This window comes from Bradyrhizobium manausense, assembly GCF_018131105.1.
Classification (GTDB): domain Bacteria; phylum Pseudomonadota; class Alphaproteobacteria; order Rhizobiales; family Xanthobacteraceae; genus Bradyrhizobium; species Bradyrhizobium manausense_B.
The window spans coordinates 24,917-42,143 of the sequence record NZ_JAFCJI010000005.1 but is presented as its reverse complement, the minus strand read 5'-3'; the positions used below and the strand labels follow the sequence as shown (position 1 = coordinate 42,143).

Annotated in this window: 13 protein-coding genes; 5 read left to right on the top strand and 8 right to left on the bottom strand. The window is 60.6% G+C overall.

From position 1 onward, the window contains the following. Nucleotides 1-111 precede the first annotated feature (111 nt). Both JQ631_RS29280 and JQ631_RS29275 read right to left on the bottom strand, forming a co-directional pair. Nucleotides 112-579, bottom strand: coding sequence for a hypothetical protein (locus tag JQ631_RS29280; protein ID WP_212332854.1), 468 nt, complete (start codon nt 577-579; stop codon nt 112-114). 215 nt (nt 580-794) lie between these two features. Next, nucleotides 795-1,583 carry a Crp/Fnr family transcriptional regulator gene (locus tag JQ631_RS29275; RefSeq protein ID WP_212332845.1) on the bottom strand — a complete coding sequence of 263 codons (789 nt, stop codon included), beginning with the start codon at nt 1,581-1,583 and terminating at the stop codon, nt 795-797. Nucleotides 1,584-1,807: 224 nt separating this feature from the next. On the opposite strand from JQ631_RS29275, the gene oxlT reads away from it, so the two are divergent. Together oxlT and JQ631_RS29265 are read left to right on the top strand one after the other, a co-directional pair. Further along, a complete protein-coding gene (gene oxlT, locus JQ631_RS29270; RefSeq protein ID WP_212332844.1) occupies nt 1,808-3,145 on the top strand; it encodes an oxalate/formate MFS antiporter in 1,338 nt (445 codons plus the stop codon). 43 nt (nt 3,146-3,188) lie between these two features. Further along, nucleotides 3,189-3,344, top strand: a complete 156-nt coding sequence (locus JQ631_RS29265; protein ID WP_212332843.1) for a hypothetical protein — start codon at nt 3,189-3,191, stop codon at nt 3,342-3,344. A gap of 159 nt (nt 3,345-3,503) precedes the next feature. On the opposite strand, the gene JQ631_RS29260 is transcribed toward JQ631_RS29265, so the two are convergent. After that, nucleotides 3,504-4,319 (bottom strand): class I SAM-dependent methyltransferase, encoded by an 816-nt coding sequence (locus JQ631_RS29260; RefSeq protein ID WP_212332842.1) that lies wholly within the window; start codon nt 4,317-4,319, stop codon nt 3,504-3,506. Nucleotides 4,320-4,533: 214 nt separating this feature from the next. On the opposite strand from JQ631_RS29260, the gene JQ631_RS29255 reads away from it, so the two are divergent. Continuing rightward, the gene (locus tag JQ631_RS29255) at nt 4,534-5,232 is read left to right on the top strand and encodes a winged helix-turn-helix transcriptional regulator (protein WP_212332841.1); all 699 of its coding nucleotides are present in this window, start codon (nt 4,534-4,536) and stop codon (nt 5,230-5,232) included. A gap of 346 nt (nt 5,233-5,578) precedes the next feature. Continuing rightward, nucleotides 5,579-7,366, top strand: coding sequence for an adenylate/guanylate cyclase domain-containing protein (locus JQ631_RS29250; protein WP_212332840.1), 1,788 nt, complete (start codon nt 5,579-5,581; stop codon nt 7,364-7,366). Nucleotides 7,367-7,546: 180 nt separating this feature from the next. Here JQ631_RS29250 and JQ631_RS29245 read toward each other — a convergent pair whose 3' ends face one another. The 5 genes from JQ631_RS29245 to lepA form a co-directional block, all read right to left on the bottom strand. Beyond that, complete coding sequence (locus JQ631_RS29245; protein ID WP_212332839.1) at nt 7,547-9,022, bottom strand: tetratricopeptide repeat protein; 1,476 nt, start codon at nt 9,020-9,022, stop codon at nt 7,547-7,549. A 245-nt stretch (nt 9,023-9,267) separates the two neighbouring features. Continuing rightward, nucleotides 9,268-10,659: a DUF1254 domain-containing protein gene (locus JQ631_RS29240; protein WP_212332838.1), complete on the bottom strand. Its 1,392-nt coding sequence runs from the start codon at nt 10,657-10,659 to the stop codon at nt 9,268-9,270. A gap of 161 nt (nt 10,660-10,820) precedes the next feature. Beyond that, nucleotides 10,821-11,804 carry an HWE histidine kinase domain-containing protein gene (locus JQ631_RS29235; RefSeq protein WP_212332836.1) on the bottom strand — a complete coding sequence of 328 codons (984 nt, stop codon included), beginning with the start codon at nt 11,802-11,804 and terminating at the stop codon, nt 10,821-10,823. Nucleotides 11,805-12,052: 248 nt separating this feature from the next. Then, a complete protein-coding gene (locus JQ631_RS29230) occupies nt 12,053-13,273 on the bottom strand; it encodes an MFS transporter (protein WP_212332834.1) in 1,221 nt (406 codons plus the stop codon). Between the two features lie 390 nt (nt 13,274-13,663). Continuing rightward, entirely contained in the window at nt 13,664-15,475 is a 1,812-nt protein-coding gene (lepA, locus tag JQ631_RS29225; protein ID WP_212332832.1) for a translation elongation factor 4, read from the bottom strand. Nucleotides 15,476-15,601: 126 nt separating this feature from the next. Between lepA and JQ631_RS29220 the strand changes: the two genes are divergently transcribed. After that, nucleotides 15,602-17,227, top strand: a complete 1,626-nt coding sequence (locus JQ631_RS29220; protein ID WP_212333135.1) for a glycosyltransferase family 39 protein — start codon at nt 15,602-15,604, stop codon at nt 17,225-17,227.

Genomic DNA, 17,227 nt, shown 5'->3' with positions numbered 1-17,227 from the left:
CGCACAGACTGATGAAAGGCAAGTCGGGTGAATGTGACAATTGTCACATTCCTGATGCCTGGAGGCTTGGCGCGACGATGCGACGCGTAAGCGTCCGCTTCGGGGAGGCGATCAAGTGGGCTTGGGTTTCCGAGCGTTGTCATACAGCATAGCCAAGCCGAACACACATCCAGCCAGTGCCGCATACATTGAGCCGACCAGAAAGAGCCTGACCCAGCTCCAGACATCATGAGGGTTACTCAATGGCAACTGGATCGCCTCCGCGCATGAGTCCATCCGCACCGCGAATTGCGCGCTCGAAAGCCTTGACCCCTCAGTATTGACCGGGCCCAATTGATACGGGTCGACCTTGCAATGCACGACCCCTTGCGAGCCTGGCCGATCAAAGTCGAGCGTCGCAAGAACGTATCTGGAGCCTTTGGTTCCGGAAACGACGCGGTAGTTCGAGAAAGACCCGATTACGTGGGGGCGGCTTTCGATTTTGAGCATCCGGCTGCCCGCATACGGAAGCACCCCAACAAGGAATATTGCCAGCCACGCCGCCAGTGCAATCAGGGTAGAAAGGCGCACCGTTTTCATCGTGATGCTTTGGTAGTTGTGTCTCGTCAACTCTACCTGGGTTAGACGTCTTCAACCACCAGCAAAATGGTCCGCAATGTTCGCGATGGGTCATGCGGCAAAGCCGGCGCCGGGCTGCATACCGGTCTGATCCTGTGAGCCGACATGCATCGACGCCGCGTCAAACGTCGTGATGGGCCAAGAGGAGCTTTCCGGCTAACCTTCGAATGGGCCTGCTATGGGCGGACATCGTTCAAATAAGTCTGCTCAAAGTCCGACAGCAGCGACAAAGCTTCGAAGGAAATGATCCTGACGGAGCGCCCGTCAACCTCGATCAGGCCGTCGTCGCGCAATTTTCGAAAGGTTCGATTGACATGAACTGTTGTCAGTCCGAGTGCATCGGCGACCAGTTCCTGTGTCAGCGGCATCGAGAATGTCATCTTGGTCGTCGGGCGCGTTCTGTTCAGTCGCACGAGCAGTTCCAGCAACAGATGACTCACCCGCTCATAGGCCGAGCGACGGCCGGCATCGACAAGGTGCTCGCCAAGAATCGCCGCGTCATAGATCGTCGACCAGAACAACGCTTTGGCCAGCGCAGGCTCCTGATCGAACATTGTATCAACGAGCCCGAACGGCACCGCGGAGAGAGTCGCCCGCGTGACCGTGACAACCGAATATGGCGCGCATTGGAACACGCAGGCCGGCAATCCGAACACCTGCCCCGGCAGGATGAAGTCAAGTATTTGCCGTGTTCCCTTGTGCAGGGTCTTGTAGCGGGCGAGCCAGCCATCGTGATTGACGTAGACGCAATCGCCGCGGCTACCCCCGATAACGACGTCCTTTCCCTTGGGAATGCTTGAACGTCTGAGGCTGCGCGCGAAGGCCGCATCGGCCTGGCCCAGAAGCGCGCCGACGCGTGGATTGCCGTCAATTGGACACGGCGCGGAACGATCCGGCGCGGGGGGAGCAATGGCGTGGCGCACGCCAGCGGAACTCCCCACCCGGCGGCGTTTTACCTGATCCATGTCAATGATCTCGCTAACCCGCTTTCAAACGGATACGTCGTGGACAAGTTCCATTTGCGGACCTCGCCTAGACGAACTGCTAACGCCACGCGTCAAACGCCCCCCTTAACCTGGATCAATGCCCGCGGATAAAGCGCGACGCGTCCAAACGACCCATTCTCCTCTCCAGGTAGCCGGCCTGTTCCACACGACGAGTCCGGCTTTCGATCCTGGAGATCGCGCCGATGTCTGCTACGTCCACTACAACGTCCGCCCCCATTCACAACTCGACCCGCTGGGTACAGCTCGGCCTTGGCATCATCTGCATGGCAAGCGTTGCCAACCTGCAATATGGCTGGACGCTCTTCGTGCTGCCGATCCAGCATCAATGGGGATGGAGCAAGGCCGAGATCCAGATTGCATTCTCGATCTTCATCCTGCTTGAGACCTGGCTTGTGCCGTTCGAGGGTCTCATAGTCGACCGCATCGGCCCCCGCTGGATGGTGCTGGCCGGGGGCGTCGCGACCTTTCTTGCATGGTTCGTAGACTCGCGCGCGACCACGCTCGGTATGCTCTATCTCGGCGGCGCGATTGCAGGCTTCGCCGGCGGCGCGGTGTACGGCACCTGCGTCGGCAACGCGCTGAAATGGTTCCCCGACAAGCGCGGCCTGTGCGGCGGACTGACCGCTGCCGGCTTTGGAGCTGGAGCCGCGATTACGATCGCGCCGATCCGCTCCATGATCGAGACCAGCGGATACCAGCACACCTTCCTCGTGTTCGCGATCATCTATGGAGTGATCATCGTCGTTGTCGCCAACTTCCTCCGGGCACCGGCAGCCGAGGACCTTCCCGCGGTCTCCACGATCAAGGTGGCGCAGGGCACGCGTGATGTGCCGCCGCAGGAGGCGGTGCGCTCGCCGATCTTCTGGATCATGTACCTGATGTTCTTTCTGGTCGCGGCCGGAGGTCTGATGTCGGCCGCGCAGCTCGCGCCGATTGCCAAGGAGCGTGGAATTGCCGATGCCACCGTCATCATCTTCGGCTTCAGCATGCCGGCGATCGTTGCTGCATTGACCGCGCACAACGTCACCAATGGCGTTGGCCGGCCGCTCAATGGCTGGATTTCCGATCATATCGGGCGCGCCAACATGATGGGGATCGCGTTCGCCATCGAAGCGGTCTGCCTGGCAGCCTTCGGCTTCTTCGGCACGACCCCAATGTCATTCATCGTCACCGACGCGCTCGTATTCCTCTTCTGGGGCGACATTTTCAGCCTGTTCGCCGCCACTGTCGGCGACGCGTTCGGCCGCCAATACGTCACCGTCAATTACGGCATCATGTATACGGCCAAGGGCGTCGCCTCGCTGCTGGTGCCGCTCGGCAATGTGCTGACACAGTGGACCGGTAGTTGGCATGCGGTCTACGCCGTTGGCTGCGGCATGAACGTGGCAGCGGCGCTGCTCGGCTTCTTTGTGCTAAAGCCGGTGATCGCGGCCAGGCTCACGCTGCCGGGACAATCCACATCTGCGGAGAACGCCTATCCCGATGAGGCGGTGCCGCGGCGGCGTGCCGTCGGATCATAGCGCCGGCCGCGCACGCCAGCTCTTCCGTTTGATGGAGATGCCAGTGCCCACCGATCTGCCGGCGCGGCGACAACCTGCCCAGATCTCTCGCCTCGGACCGATCGTGGTGTTTTCGATTGTGCCCTCGTTAATCAGCCTGTTGCTGATACACTATCCGGCCTTTGCCAATGCGTTCGTCCTGCTGGGTCAGATGAGTTGACGCCAACACCTTGCAAGACGAACCTGCCGGTCTGCCGCCGATAGCCGACATGGCAACGAGCCTCAACTTTGTTCGGCAAGGGGCCAGAAGCGGTCCTGGCGTTAGTCTCCTGGAGCGGCTGAATCCTTGCGCCTGTCCAGCCGCTCGCTTGGCATCGCCTCAGTTTCTCGTAATCACAGCTTCGAGATAGGTCCCAGGGATCACGAGGCTATTGCTGCCGCCCCAATTCGATCTCTCAAGCAGATCGAGAATGTCAGCTTCCAGCGCAACGGCCCTCTCGCCCTCCAGCGCCGCAAACGCGCGGTTGGTCGGACCATAGCTCGTGCGAAAGACGTTGAGCCAATGCTCTGGAGAGGCGTAACGGAAGGTGAACGTCTGTTCCGTTGCGTTGATCTCATGTCCTGGAAACAGCTCCGCAAGGCGCGCCGACGTGCCCCAGAGAACGCTTGGCCTGAGGCCGGCCGGCGCAGGCATGTACTTGCCCACGATTTTCAGCAGCCGGCCGACGAATCCATCCGGTGTCCAGTTCGCGAACCCGATCTTTCCGCCTCGGCATACCACTCGAATGAGCTCGGCGGCCGCCTTCTCTTGGTTCGGCGTAAACATGACCCCGAAGGTAGATAACGCCATGTCAAAGCTGCCGTCAGGAAACGGCAGCGCTTCGGCGTCAGCCTGCCGAAAATCGACGCTGAAGCGTTCGGCGGCGGCCCGCTCCCTGCCTTGCTCGAGATGGGCTTCGACATAGTCTGTTGAGGTCACATGTGCGAAGCGGCGCGCCGCGGCAAGCGTCGCATTCCCGTTTCCAGCAGCGACATCGAGGACCCTGCCTCCGGCGCGCATGTCGATTGCCTCGCACAATCGCTCGCCGACGATCTGAAGGGTCATCCCGATTGTCGCATAATCGCCGGACGACCAGACGGCGTGCTGACGTTTCTTGATGGCAGCATAGTCGAGGGGCATCGTTGCAACTGACATGGTCGTCTCCTTCTTTCAGGGACTCTCTTTGTTTGGGAACTCGGCCCGCAGGCACCGGCCTCGCATTGCGGAGCCGAGGGGAGATGTCTCACGGCAGCCTTCAAAACCGCCAGTTCTGGATCTGAATCTGGCCGGTACAGAATCTGAACTGGCCAACGTGCTGCGCCGGTCGTACTCCTGTTTGTCACAACACTCTTGGTCGGAGGACGCTGGAATGTCGGACAGCGGCTACAATCAGTTCTGCCCCGTTTCGATGGCAGCAGAAATAGTCTGCTCGCGCTGGACGCTCCTCGTACTCCGCGAACTTGTGCTTGGATCGACCCGCTTCAACGAGTTGCGGCGCGGCGTCCCGAGCATGTCGCCGGCGCTGCTATCCAAGCGTTTGAAGGAGCTCGAGGCTGCCGGCATTGTCGCGCGCGTCGCCGTGGAGCGTGAGCAGGGTGCGTATGAATATCGGCTGACCGAAGCGGGACGGGAGCTGCGTCCCATCATCGAGGCGATCGGCGTCTGGGGACATCGATGGGTTACGGCCGAGGCTACGCTAAAGCAGCTCGATGCCAATCTGCTGATGTGGGACATCAGACGCAACATAAACACCGATCCAATGCCGCCTCGCCGCTCCACGATCCAGTTCATGTTCAACGACCGGCCGGCGTTAGAGCGCAACTACTGGCTTGTGGTGGAACCGGGCAAGGAGGTCGACCTATGTCTCCTGGATCCTGGCTTCGAGGTCGACCTGTATGTAGCGACGGATCTGCGGACGATGACCGAGATTTGGCTCGGATACATTGATATCGGCGCGGCGTGTGAAAACGGTCGAATCCTCTTGACGGGAAGCACCGGCCTTTGCGCCGGCCTGCGGGCCTGGCTGAAGCTAAGCGCCTTCGCGAAGGTCGAGAAGAAGATTGCCTAGAGAGCGCCCTCGCTTGCGTTCGTGCTGGCTCCATGCGCCGCAGGCGCCCGGCGCTCACGCGGCTCGGTCGTGCTGCCGATGTCCCTTTCGGGTCAAAGGCTGCCCTCGGCAGCCAGCATGCCCATGGTCTGGTCATCTCTCGGAAGCGGACATCGCCGCGCTCCGGGCCTAGGTCAGCCACGCCCATAAGGGAAATTCCTCAGCGTCCCTCGGGACACTGCCAACAAGGTCAGCCCGGCTGTCGTTTTGTTAGACCGCGGGTGAATGCTTCCTGGGCGGGGAGCAGTTGCGCGTTGGTACGGCCGAAGACCGAGCGTACAAATGTGCCGGACAGGAGTTGTCGATCATGGCGCCACAGCTGCCAGCTCGGATCAAGCGCAGGTTGTCGGCAATACTGGCGGCCGACGCGTCCGGCTATTCGCGCCTAATGCACAAGGACGAAGAGGCTACACACGCCAAGCTGATGACCATTCTCGCCGAAAGCGTCGAGCCCGCTATCGCAGAATACGGTGGTCGCATCGTGAAGAACACCGGCGACGGGCTCCTGGCAGAGTTTCCGAGCGCGGTCGAAGCGGTCCGAGCCGCTTTGCGATTCCAGGCCCGAGTCAAAGAGTTTACAGCCGCCGATGCCGAAGACAGGCGTATTGCTTTCCGCGTCGGCATTAATGTCGGCGACGTGATTGTCGAACCGCACGATGTTTTCGGGGACGACGTAAATATCGCTGCGCGGCTTGAAGGCATCGCAGAGCCCGGTGGCATTTGCATCTCGTCCGCTGCCTACGATTACGTCCGCGGGAAGGTCGGCGTTGAGTTCGCCGATCTGGGAGAGCAGAACCTCAAGAACATTGCCCGCCCGGTCCGAACCTATGCCGCGCTCACGGATGGACGCCACGCGGCGATACCGGCTTACGGCCTCGCACAGACGTTTTCGCCACCTCGGCTTTCTATCGTTGTGCTGCCATTCACCAATCTCGGTGGAGATGCGGAGCAAGAGTATTTCGTTGACGGCCTGACCGAGAGCCTGACCACGGACTTGTCACGGATCAGCGGCTCGTTCGTCATCGGCAGACACACTGCATTCACCTACAAGGGCAAGGCAGTCGATCTCAAGCAGATCGGCCGAGAGCTAAACGTTCGATATGTGCTCGAGGGATCGGTCCAGCGAAGCGGGAAGCGGCTTCGAGTGAACGTGCAGCTTGTTGATGCCGAAACTTCCAGCCACCTTTGGGCCGAGCGTTTCGACAAACCTATAGCCGATCTCTTCGATATGCAGGACGAGATCGTGTCCCATCTCGCCAATGCACTAAATGCTCAACTGACGGAATTCGAGGCACAGCGGTCAGAACGATCTTTGCATCGCGGTTCAATGGATCTGTATTTCCAAGGTAAAGCTTCGTGGAACAAGGGGTGGACGCCTGAACATATGCAACAAGCACGGTCTTTCTTTGAACGGGCGTTATTCCTCGATCCTGGAAATATCGAAGCGATGGTCGGCATTGCTTTTGTCGATCTTGTGGTTGGAAGTAGCTTCTTCACCGACCAACGAACCGCGCATCTTGTGGCAGCCGAGGCCGCGCTGGGACGCGTGCTGTCTCTCGCGCCCAATCACGCGTTTGCCCACTTAGCGTTGGGCGGCGTACTCATGTGTAATTGCCGAGCCGCTCAGGGTCTTGCTGAATGCGAACGAGCATTGGCGCTGGATCGAAACATTGCTGAGGCGCATGCGTTGATCGGATGGGCCAAGTATTTTATGGGGCGCGGAGCAGAGACTGAGACTCATGTCAGTGAAGCTTTTCGTCTCTCTCCTCGCGATATTCTCAGCTTCCAGTGGTCGATGATGGTCGGCTTCGCCAAGTTGCAGGTTAGCGCGGACGAGGAAGCACTCGGCTGGTTCCGCCGCAGCATCGAGGCCAACCGTAATCATCCCACGTCGCATTTTGGGCTGGCTGCCGTGCTCGCGCTTCTCGGCAAGCAGGAAGAGGCGCGGGCTGCCGTGCAAGTGGGGCTTGCGCTGAATCCGACGTTTACTATCAAACGCTTCAAGAGCTTTTCAGTAAGCAACAATCCGGCGTTTCTCGAAGGTGCCAAGCGCGCTGTAAAGGGGTTTCACTTGGCCGGAGTGCCGAACGAGTGATGTCGGCTCTGGGTCAAAAGCGTCGGTCTAGCGCTCGGCAGCAAACTTCCGGTCTACCCCTGTAAACCGACATATAGCGGCACCACGTCAACGGAAGCGATGGGCCAGAAGGCGACATGGTCGTTTCTTCGTGGCTCCCCGTAAGGAGTCAAAGAAGTCCCGGCATATCCGATTGTCGCCTCATTCCTCGCGAACGCCAGCCCTTGTGAGCCCATTGAGGATGCCGTCTAACTCGCGACGATACTGCGGATTGTTCGAACGTGCGTAGCCCGCTTGCCGGTACCACTGGACCGAGAAGTCCGGTCGGATTTCATTCAATTCGGCCAACTTTTGCTGGGCCATGTCCAGTTGGCCTTTGGTTGCATAAACTGAAACCAGATCCACATACGGAAACCAGTTTAGCTTGTTCAGGTTGATCGAGCGCCTGCATTCCTCAATAGCTTCGTCATATTGGCGCACATGCATCTGAGCATGACAGAGGAAGAAGTGCCAATTGCTAGCGGTCGGATCTTTGGGGCTTAAGCGCAAAGCGATCTGGAGTGGCGCGAACGCTTCGCGCGCGCGTCCCGCAGTGACAAGTGCGATTCCTTTGTATGCGTAAGCGACCGGTGAATTGGGGTCGATTTCCAAAGCTGCGTTGAATTCAGACAGCGCTTCCTCGGGACTTCCGTTTAGAAGAATGTTTCCCATGGCTATGCGCGCGTTTGCGGTCGCCGGTCGTTTTGCAAGAACTTGATCAAGTAGCTTGGTTGCGACCGCTTTGTCCTCGACCACGGACGTAGACCATCCGTTGGCCAAGTCACGGGTTATGCACCACGCTTTTCCAAGCATCGCGTCTAGGTTGTCCGGATCGAGACGCAGCGCGCTGACGAACAACTCTTTTGCCTGAGCGTTCGTTGCGTTGGCCAGCGGCTCATAAGTTTTTGCCCAGCCACGCATGGCGAAATCCACGGCGTCTGGATTCACCGACTTGTCCGTTTGGCTGCGCCGGCTTTCGGCTTCGACGAGTTGAATGTTGAGAGAGCGGGAGAGCCGCGCCGTAACCTCCTCCTGCAAGGCCGCAAGGTTCGTCCGATCGCCGCCCAAACGGTCCGACCAGATGTCGCGGCCGGTCGCCAGGTCGACCAGTGACACATTCATACGGACTTGATCTCCGGCTCTCTGCACCGTGCCCTGTACGGCCCAGCGAATGCCAAGGTCCCTGCCGAGCGACTTAGGATCGACCTGTTTGTTCTTATAGGTAAACGCCGTCCCGCGCCCGATCACAAACGCGCCGGGCATTTGCGCAATATCGGTCGTCAGGTCAGTCGCGATACCGTCGGCAAAATAGTCCTGCTCCGGATCATTGTTGAGGTTCGCAAATGGGAGCACGACAAGCGAAAGGCGAGGAACAATGGCGGGCCGAGCCGCAGCCTCTGCCTGTATCTTTTGTTTTTCCGGAAGAACGTCAGTGCGGACCGTCTTCCATACATTCCAATAGCCCACGAGGCCGCCTGCCACCGCACCCGCGGCAGCAATCGAGGCAAGCGCGCCGCCGACGGACTGCAAGCGTGCCCAAAGCCGGCGTTTGAAATTGCGGTCTGGCAGCACCTTTTCGGGCGGATCACTTTCAGGTGCCGGTTTATCTGATGGCTCGTTCAGATCGGAGTTCGTCACCTCCGCCTCCTACCCCGGGTTGAAGCCGCGTCCAGGAAAGTAGCAGAGTTTCGAAGCTTAAGTTCAGTCAAGAATGCTGACTAAAGCTCGCCTAGTTTTCGCTCCGCCAATCATTGGTTGTCGGACGTCCGTTGCGGGTCAATCGCGACGCTTGGTTCGGTTTAAGTTACGCCCGGCCTACCTCTGACAGCCGACATATCTTCGGCGGTGGGATGCGGCAGCGATGGGCCAGAAGCGGACCTCGTCTACTGAACGCGCTTCACTGCGGGCAGCCGGTAGGAGCCGTTCAGGATGGGCGTCTGGGCACCATAGAGCCGCATTGTCAGATTGAACGCATCCTTTGGAGCGGGAAGCCAATTCGACGTATCCGGTGGGCGTTCGTTCTGAATGAGTATGGTGATCGAGCCATCAGGGTTGGTCTTGAGTCCATCCGTCGTGCTGCCGATGCTGTATCGCTTGAAATCGTTCTCAATGAAGAACTGAGCATCATCGAACAAGTTGAGGTTCCAGAATACGGAAACGGGTGGGATTTGATCCTTGTCGAAGTGCAGGATGTACTTGTTCGCCCCGGAGAACGGCGCGCCCTTGTCATCAACGCGCGTGTTCGGATACAGCACCTCCTCGGCAACATTTGCTCCCGTGGACTTTGCGGCGAACGCGGCTCGCATAGCGTAGTTGAAGCCTGCTCGGCCCCCATTCATTTGATATCGCCAGCCGTTGACGACTTCCGCGCTGTTGGCAAACGTATCTTCAATGATTGCTTGTGCTGTGACAGCCGCGCGAGCAAGACCGCGCTTCGTCGGTTCATCGAGGCTCTGCCAATCAAAACCCTTTGCAACGCTCAGACCAATCTGCTGGGCCGCCCCGACGTCGGGCTCGGTGAAGTCGGCGTATGGCGAGAGATAGCCCTTCATGCCAAACCCGATCAGGTCGAAGACGCGGAGCGGCTCTGGCGCAGTGGGTGAATAGACGAAACGCGCATAGTCGTACTGCTTGGGCACCTCGAACTTCAGCCCATGCTCTTGAAAGACAGAGAGCGGTAGAAGCTCGATGCCTTGCTGGACCGCCCGCGCGCCGGGCAGATCGGCTTCACCTTTCACAAAGACACGACTTGCCACAACCGCCAAGCGAGTGGACGATTTGATCTGCTTCATGCCGGACGGGACGGGACCGGAATAGTCGGGACCGGTAATGACAAACAAGCCGGGCTCGGGGCCCTTCGAGCCTCCGATGTTGTAGATCACCTGATCGTAGTAATTTCCGACCTGAACGATGTACCACCGCTTCTCGTTGATCGCCGGAATGCTGACGACTACCGGCTCGTTCGTTAGGTCGGCCGCTCCGTAGCCATCCAACGAGACATTGTTGGGAGTGTTCACAAATCGGTCGGCCGCGGTTTTCACGTTGGGGAACTTGCGGAAGTAATTGAGGCCAACCGCACCGGCTTTGAGACCTGCGCCAAGGGTATTCGCACTGTCGACAAACGGACGCCCCCATAGCGCGACCTGAACTCCCGCCGCGTAAGCCTTTTCTTCTCGCGCCTGTTCCGCCGACAACTGGCTCGGTCCAGTCTGTGCCAGAGCGCCAGGAACAAGAAACGAGGTTGCGAGGACTATAGCAATTATAGTCTTTTTCATTGGCGCCACTCCAGATTGCGGACGAAGCGTAACTTGGTTTGGTGGCGCGTCAATGACCGCTTTGGGTCACAAGCAGACTAGGGCGGATTGTCGTCAGGCGTCCGCTAGGGGGCCATGAGCAGACATGTCCTGCAGAGTGGTTGAGTGAGTATCAGCGAAGGCTAGGCGGAAGACTGGATTGTGCTCAGCGAAACCCGAAACTCGTATGTAAGCCCTTCCGAGCGATAGACTGTCTCTGCGGCTTGGCCAAAATGTTTTGCCGTTTCAAGCAAAACCGTACTTCCAAATCCTTTGCGCGTGGGTTCGATGACCGGAGGACCTCCCGCTTCGTCCCACCTGAATTGAAACTGGCCCGTTCCGTTTGCATGATTGACATGACCGTCAATCGAAACCTGTCCCAGGGGCGCCGATAGTGCGCCGTACTTCACCGCATTGGTCCGAAGCTCGTGCACTATCAGTGCGAAGTTTTGCGCGGCAGGCGTATTGATGACAATGTCGCACCCCGCGACGCTGACCTGCCCCTCGAAGCCACTCAATTCCCGCAGAATGATTTCCTTGAGCGGCGCTCCTGCCCAAGCGTTGTTTGCCAACATGGCGTGAGTGTCTGCCAGCGCTCTTATGCGGCCGTTGAGAATCTCCTTGATTTCGGAGATTGGCTGCCCCTCCACCAAGCTGCGCGATGCAATCGCCTGAATAACAGCGAAGAGATTTTGCGAGCGGTGATGCAACTCTCGATTCAGGAATTGCTGACGCTGCTGATGGATCAGGATACTTCCCACAAGCCCTGACACAACGGCAACGATTACGGTTGCGATGCAGACGAATAGGAGGAGAGCAAATGCTTCCGGCTGCTTAAGCGCAAAACTGAAAGCAGGTGGCAGAAATAGATACCAGTTAGACACCGAAGAAAGAGCTACCGCGAACATTCCCGGCCAGAATCCACCGACAAACGTCGCGATGATGATGGCAAGGAAAGAGGTTGTGAAGGTAACATCCCCCGAGACGAGCGAACTAACTGCAAGACGTAGTAGAATCGCTAACGCGACTGCGAGGACTGCCAGTCCGTATGTCCGAACTGGCTTTTTTCGCAAACCCGCGATGCGTCCAATGACGCTCTGATCACCAAGCGCGCGTGCGAAAAGCATGCGGACGTCCCCGAAGCCCAATCGGGAAATTCAAGCGTAATTCGGCGCAAGGCACAATGCCATATCGTTGCGCAGACTGGCTTTGCAACTCCGTGCCGACCAAGCCGCGCAAGCGGTTCGATATCCGCTTCGGGTCAAAAGCCGATCTCGCGTGTAGACGCGTCGATGCCTCCTATCGGTCAGGAACCGGCGTGGAGTGTGCTCCGCGCTCAGGGAGTTCGCCCTGCGGGCCGCTCATGCCTCGCGTGTCAGGCCGCGGCGCGGCCAAGGTCGAGCGGTTGCCTGCGCTTGGTCGGAAAGCTCAGCGCCACCGCGACCGCGGCGAGACCGATCGCGAAGGAGCCGATGTGCAGCCAGGTGTATTGCTGGAAATTGTCGTACACGAGTCCGCCGGCCCATGGACCGAGCGCCATGCCGAGGCTGGCAAACGCCGAGACCGCGCCGAACACGGTGCCCATGATGCGCGCGCCGAAATATTCGCGGACCAGCACGGCATAGAGCGGCATCACGCCGCCATAGGCGAGGCCGAACACGACCGAGAGTGCGTAGAACTCGCCGAGTTGCCCCACCGCGAGATAGGTCGCGATGCACATCGCCTGCACGAACAGGCCGCCGACCAGCACCGGCTTGGCGCCGACGCGATCGGCCAACGTGCCGAGCAGCAGGCGTCCGCCGAGGCCCGAGACGCCTGCGACGCTATAGACGGTCACCGCCGTGAGCGGGGCGATGCCGCAGACCATCGCGTAGGACACCATGTGGAAGATCGGGCCGGAATGCGCGGCGCAACAGGCGAAATGCGCCGCCGCGAGCGCGATGAATTGCGGCGTGCGCAGCGCCTGCGCCGCGGTCAGCTCGGCCTCGGGCGTCGTGTCCGCGCTTGCGGGGCCGGAAGCGACCGGCGCAGGGCGCACCAGGAAGCAGGCGGGGATCAGCAGCGCCCAGGCAGCGCAGCCGATCACCAGCATCGCGGTGCGCCAGTCATAGGCCGTGATCAGCCAGCTTGCGGTCGGCGCGATCGTCACCGGCGCCACGCCCATGCCGGCGGAGACCAGCGCCACCGCGAGGCTGCGGTTCTTCTCGATCCATGCGCTCGCGAGCGCCATCATCGGTGCGTAAAAGCTGCCGGCGGCAATGCCGATCAGCACGCCGAAGCAGAGTTGAAACTGCCACAGGCTGGCCGCCTGGCTCGCCGTGACGAGGCCGAGCCCCAGCAGCAGGCTGCCCGAGAGCACCACGATGCGCGTGCCGAACCGATCCGACAGCGTGCCCCACAGGAACGCGGCAAATCCCATGCAGAGGAAATCCAGCGTCGCTGCCGCCGACACGCCGGCACGCGACCAGCCCATCGCTTCGGAGATCGGCTGCAGGAACACCGCCAGCGACAGCATCGTGCCGAACCCGACGCAGGTCATCAGCGCACCCGCGGCGACGACGACCCAGCCATAGTCGAAGCTTGACGGCTTGCTCATGCGTTTCCTCGGCGCTCTTGGTCTTGTTGGTGCTGCGCTGGCCGCGATGGTGGCTCATCTGCCGGTGGAGGGCAAGGTGGTGGCCATGCGCGATTTGCTACCCTGTTCGCCGCATCGGCAGGCAACGCGGCGAAATGGATTCCGGGCTCGTGCCAAGTGGCGCGCCCCGGAATGACGATGGGCTACTCAACACGATGATGACATCATGCGCCTGTTTTGCCCGACGGAGCAAGCAGAATTCCGAAAATCGGAAAACGCTAGCCCGTTCTACGGTGCATGGGGTTGTTTTCGACATTCCGGCTGTGCGGTCCCTGAAAGCCGGAACGCAAATGCCCGGGGTGAGCCCCGGGCATGATGGCGATTGATGATCAGCGGGCCTTGAGCGTTCGCTCAGCTATCGACCTTCAGTGCGGCAATGAAAGCTTCCTGCGGGATGTCGACCTTGCCGAACTGCCGCATCTTCTTCTTGCCTTCCTTCTGCTTCTCCAGAAGCTTGCGCTTGCGCGTGATGTCGCCGCCGTAGCACTTTGCGGTGACGTCCTTGCGCAGCGCGCGCACGGTCTCGCGTGCGATCACCTTGCCGCCGATCGCGGCCTGGATCGGGATCTGGAACATGTGCGGCGGGATCAGGTCCTTCATCTTCTCGACCATGGCACGGCCGCGGCCTTCGGCGCGGGTGCGGTGGACCAGCATCGAGAGCGCATCGACCGGCTCGTTATTGACGAGGATCTGCATCTTGACGAGATCGGCCGGCTTGTAGTCGGTGAGATGATAGTCGAACGAGGCGTAGCCCTTGGAGACCGACTTCAGGCGGTCGTAGAAATCGAACACGACCTCGTTGAGCGGTAAATCGTATTTCACCATCGCGCGGGAGCCGACATAGGTCAGCTCCTTCTGCGAGCCGCGGCGGTCCTGGCACAGCTTCAGCACGCTGCCGAGATATTCGTCGGGGGTGAGGATCGTGGCTTCGATCCAGGGCTCCTGGATCTCCGCGATCTTGACCACGTCGGGCATGTCGATCGGGTTGTGGATCTCGATCTCGGTGCCGTCGTTGAGCTTCATCTTGTAGATGACGCTCGGCGCGGTCGCGATCAGGTTGAGATCGAATTCGCGCGACAGCCGCTCCTGGATGATCTCCAGATGCAGCAGCCCGAGGAAGCCGCAGCGGAAGCCGAAGCCGAGCGCGGCGGAGGTTTCCATCTCGAAGGAGAAGCTGGCGTCGTTGAGACGCAGCTTGCCCATCGCGGCGCGCAGCGTTTCGAAGTCGTCGGCGTCGACGGGGAACAGGCCGCAGAACACCACGGGGATCGCCGGCTTGAAGCCCGGCAGCATCTCCGTGACAGGCTTCCTGTCGTCGGTGATGGTGTCGCCGACGCGGGTGTCTGCGACTTCCTTGATCGCGGCGGTGATGAAGCCGATCTCGCCGGGGCCGAGCTCGTCGACCTGCTGCATCTTCGGCGTGAAGAAGCCGACGCGCTCGATGTCATAGGCCGCACCCGTGCCCATCATGCGGACGCGGCTGCCCTTCTTCATGACGCCGTCGACGACGCGGATCAGAACGACGACGCCGAGATAGACGTCGTACCAGCTGTCGACCAGCAGCGCCTTCAGCGTCGCGTCGCGATCGCCCTTCGGCGGCGGCAGGCGGGTGACGATGGCTTCCAGCACGTCGGGAATGCCGATGCCGGTCTTGGCCGAGATCATCACGGCGTCGGAGGCGTCGATGCCGATGACGTCCTCGATCTGCTGCTTGACTTTCTCGGGCTCCGCGGCCGGCAGGTCGACCTTGTTCAGGACCGGAACGATCTCGTGATCGTTGTCGAGCGCCTGGTAGACGTTGGCGAGCGTCTGCGCTTCGACGCCCTGGCTGGCATCGACCACGAGCAGGGAACCTTCGCACGCCGCCAGCGACCGCGAGACCTCGTAGGCGAAGTCGACATGGCCGGGTGTGTCCATCAGGTTGAACACGTAATCCTTGCCGTCCTTGGCGTGGTAGGCGAGCCGCACCGTCTGCGCCTTGATGGTGATGCCGCGCTCGCGCTCGATGTCCATGGAATCGAGCACCTGCTCCTTGCCCGCCATTTCGCGGTCGGAGAGGCCGCCGGTCATCTGGATCAGGCGGTCGGCCAGCGTCGATTTGCCATGGTCGATATGGGCGACGATGGAGAAATTGCGGATGTTGGAAATGGGGACGGTCGTCATGGGCGCGGGATACCACTCACATCCCCGTGCGGCAACCATATTGCTGTATTTTCAGGGCGTTTCTTCACGCCAAGCTGATTCCACGGCGGCCTAAAACGCGCTACGCAAGCGCCCATGTCCAGGCCCATGTCAACGACCTCGATCCCCTCCGCCCGTGCGCGCGTAAAATCCCGGATTAGCTTCGACCGTTTCCGGGCCTGGCTGGTTGCCTACGCGACAGACCCCGCGGCCCGGCTCTGGCTGGTGATCCAGTTCGCCATCCTGCATGCGGTGATCTGGACCTTCATCCTGATCAATCTCAAGGCGGCGCAGGACGTTCACATGGACGTCGCAGAAGCCTGGGGCTGGGGCCAGAAATTCCTGTGGGGCTACGGCAAGCATCCGCCGCTGTCGGGCTGGGTCGCAGGGCTCTGGTTCAGTGTTTTCCCGGCGGCGGACTGGGCGACCTATGCGCTCGCGATGGCAACGGTGAGTGTCGGCATGGTGATCTGCTGGCTGGTGGCGATGCGCGTGGTCGATCCGCGCCGCGCGTTCCTGGTCGTGGTGATGGTCGCACTCTATCCGATCTTCAATTTCAAGGGGTTCAAGTACAACCCCGATCTGCTTCAACTCGTCACCCTGCCGCTCGTCGTGCTCGCGTATCTCAACGCGTTCGAGAAGCGGAGCTGGCAGTCCGGCATCTGGCTCGGGCTTGCCGGTGCGCTGGCGCTGATGACCAAATACTGGGTGCTGACCATGATCGGCGCCATCGGCCTTGCCGCATTGATCCATCCGGAACGGCTCAAATTCCTGCTGTCGCCGGCGCCCTGGGTCGCGATCGCGACCATGGCCGTGGCGATGATCCCGCACATCATCTGGCTGGCGGACGCGCATTTCGTGCCGCTGACCTATGCCGGCGACACTTACAGCCTCGAGGATGCCGGCCAGGTGAGGCAGCTCGTGTTCGGCTACGTCCTGCACAACGCCGCGCTGCTGGCGTTGCCGGTGGCGCTCGCGGCGCTCGCGATGGCGCTGGTGCCGTCATGGCTGACGCTGCTCGTGCGTGCTCCCTCGCAGATCGTCACGCGGGCCTGGGCGCGCGGCGCCAATCCGGGCGTCAATGGTTCGCAGGCGCTGAACATCTGGATCATCCAGATCATCGTCGCGGTTGGGCCGGCGCTTGGTGCGCTCGCCTTCAGCATCTACATGAAGACCGATTGGGGCATCTCGCTGTTCTTCCTGGTGCCGCTCGCACTGGTCGCGATCCCCGCGTTGCGGGTGCAGAGCGCGGCGTTGTTCAACATCACCGCGATCTGGCTCGTGCTCAGCGTCGCGACGCTTGTCGCTTCGCCCTGGATCGCCGCGCGCGAGATGGCGGCGAACAGGGACAACACGGCGACCTATGGCGCGCGCTCGGAACTCGCGCACGAGCTGACCCAGGCCTGGCATTCGCGCTTCGCCTCGCGCTGGGCGATCGTTGCCGGCACCATGGAATCGATCCAGCCGATGGTGTTCTACAGCCCCGACCATCCGGTTGCGTTCATCCCGCACGAGGCCTGGAGTTCCGGGCTGGCGACACTCGACGACGTCAAGAAGGACGGCTTCATCGGTGTGTTCGATCCGACCGACGGCCGCTTGCCGGCATTCGAGAAATGGGTGTCGGAGATTGCGCCGAACGCAGAGCGCATGGTGATGACGACGCGCCGCTTCACCCACGGCAAGGCCGGCCCGTCGATGACGTGGAACGTCTACATCGCCCCGCCAGCCAAGTGA

Coding starts and splice junctions, on each gene's coding strand:
- JQ631_RS29240 (WP_212332838.1), bottom strand. CDS start 10,659: ATGAAAAAGACTATAATTGCTATAGTCCTCGCAACCTCGTTTCTTGTT.
- oxlT (WP_212332844.1), top strand. CDS start 1,808: ATGTCTGCTACGTCCACTACAACGTCCGCCCCCATTCACAACTCGACC.
- JQ631_RS29250 (WP_212332840.1), top strand. CDS start 5,579: ATGGCGCCACAGCTGCCAGCTCGGATCAAGCGCAGGTTGTCGGCAATA.
- JQ631_RS29260 (WP_212332842.1), bottom strand. CDS start 4,319: ATGTCAGTTGCAACGATGCCCCTCGACTATGCTGCCATCAAGAAACGT.
- JQ631_RS29220 (WP_212333135.1), top strand. CDS start 15,602: ATGTCAACGACCTCGATCCCCTCCGCCCGTGCGCGCGTAAAATCCCGG.
- JQ631_RS29230 (WP_212332834.1), bottom strand. CDS start 13,273: ATGAGCAAGCCGTCAAGCTTCGACTATGGCTGGGTCGTCGTCGCCGCG.
- lepA (WP_212332832.1), bottom strand. CDS start 15,475: ATGACGACCGTCCCCATTTCCAACATCCGCAATTTCTCCATCGTCGCC.
- JQ631_RS29280 (WP_212332854.1), bottom strand. CDS start 579: ATGAAAACGGTGCGCCTTTCTACCCTGATTGCACTGGCGGCGTGGCTG.
- JQ631_RS29235 (WP_212332836.1), bottom strand. CDS start 11,804: ATGCTTTTCGCACGCGCGCTTGGTGATCAGAGCGTCATTGGACGCATC.
- JQ631_RS29275 (WP_212332845.1), bottom strand. CDS start 1,583: ATGGATCAGGTAAAACGCCGCCGGGTGGGGAGTTCCGCTGGCGTGCGC.
- JQ631_RS29255 (WP_212332841.1), top strand. CDS start 4,534: ATGTCGGACAGCGGCTACAATCAGTTCTGCCCCGTTTCGATGGCAGCA.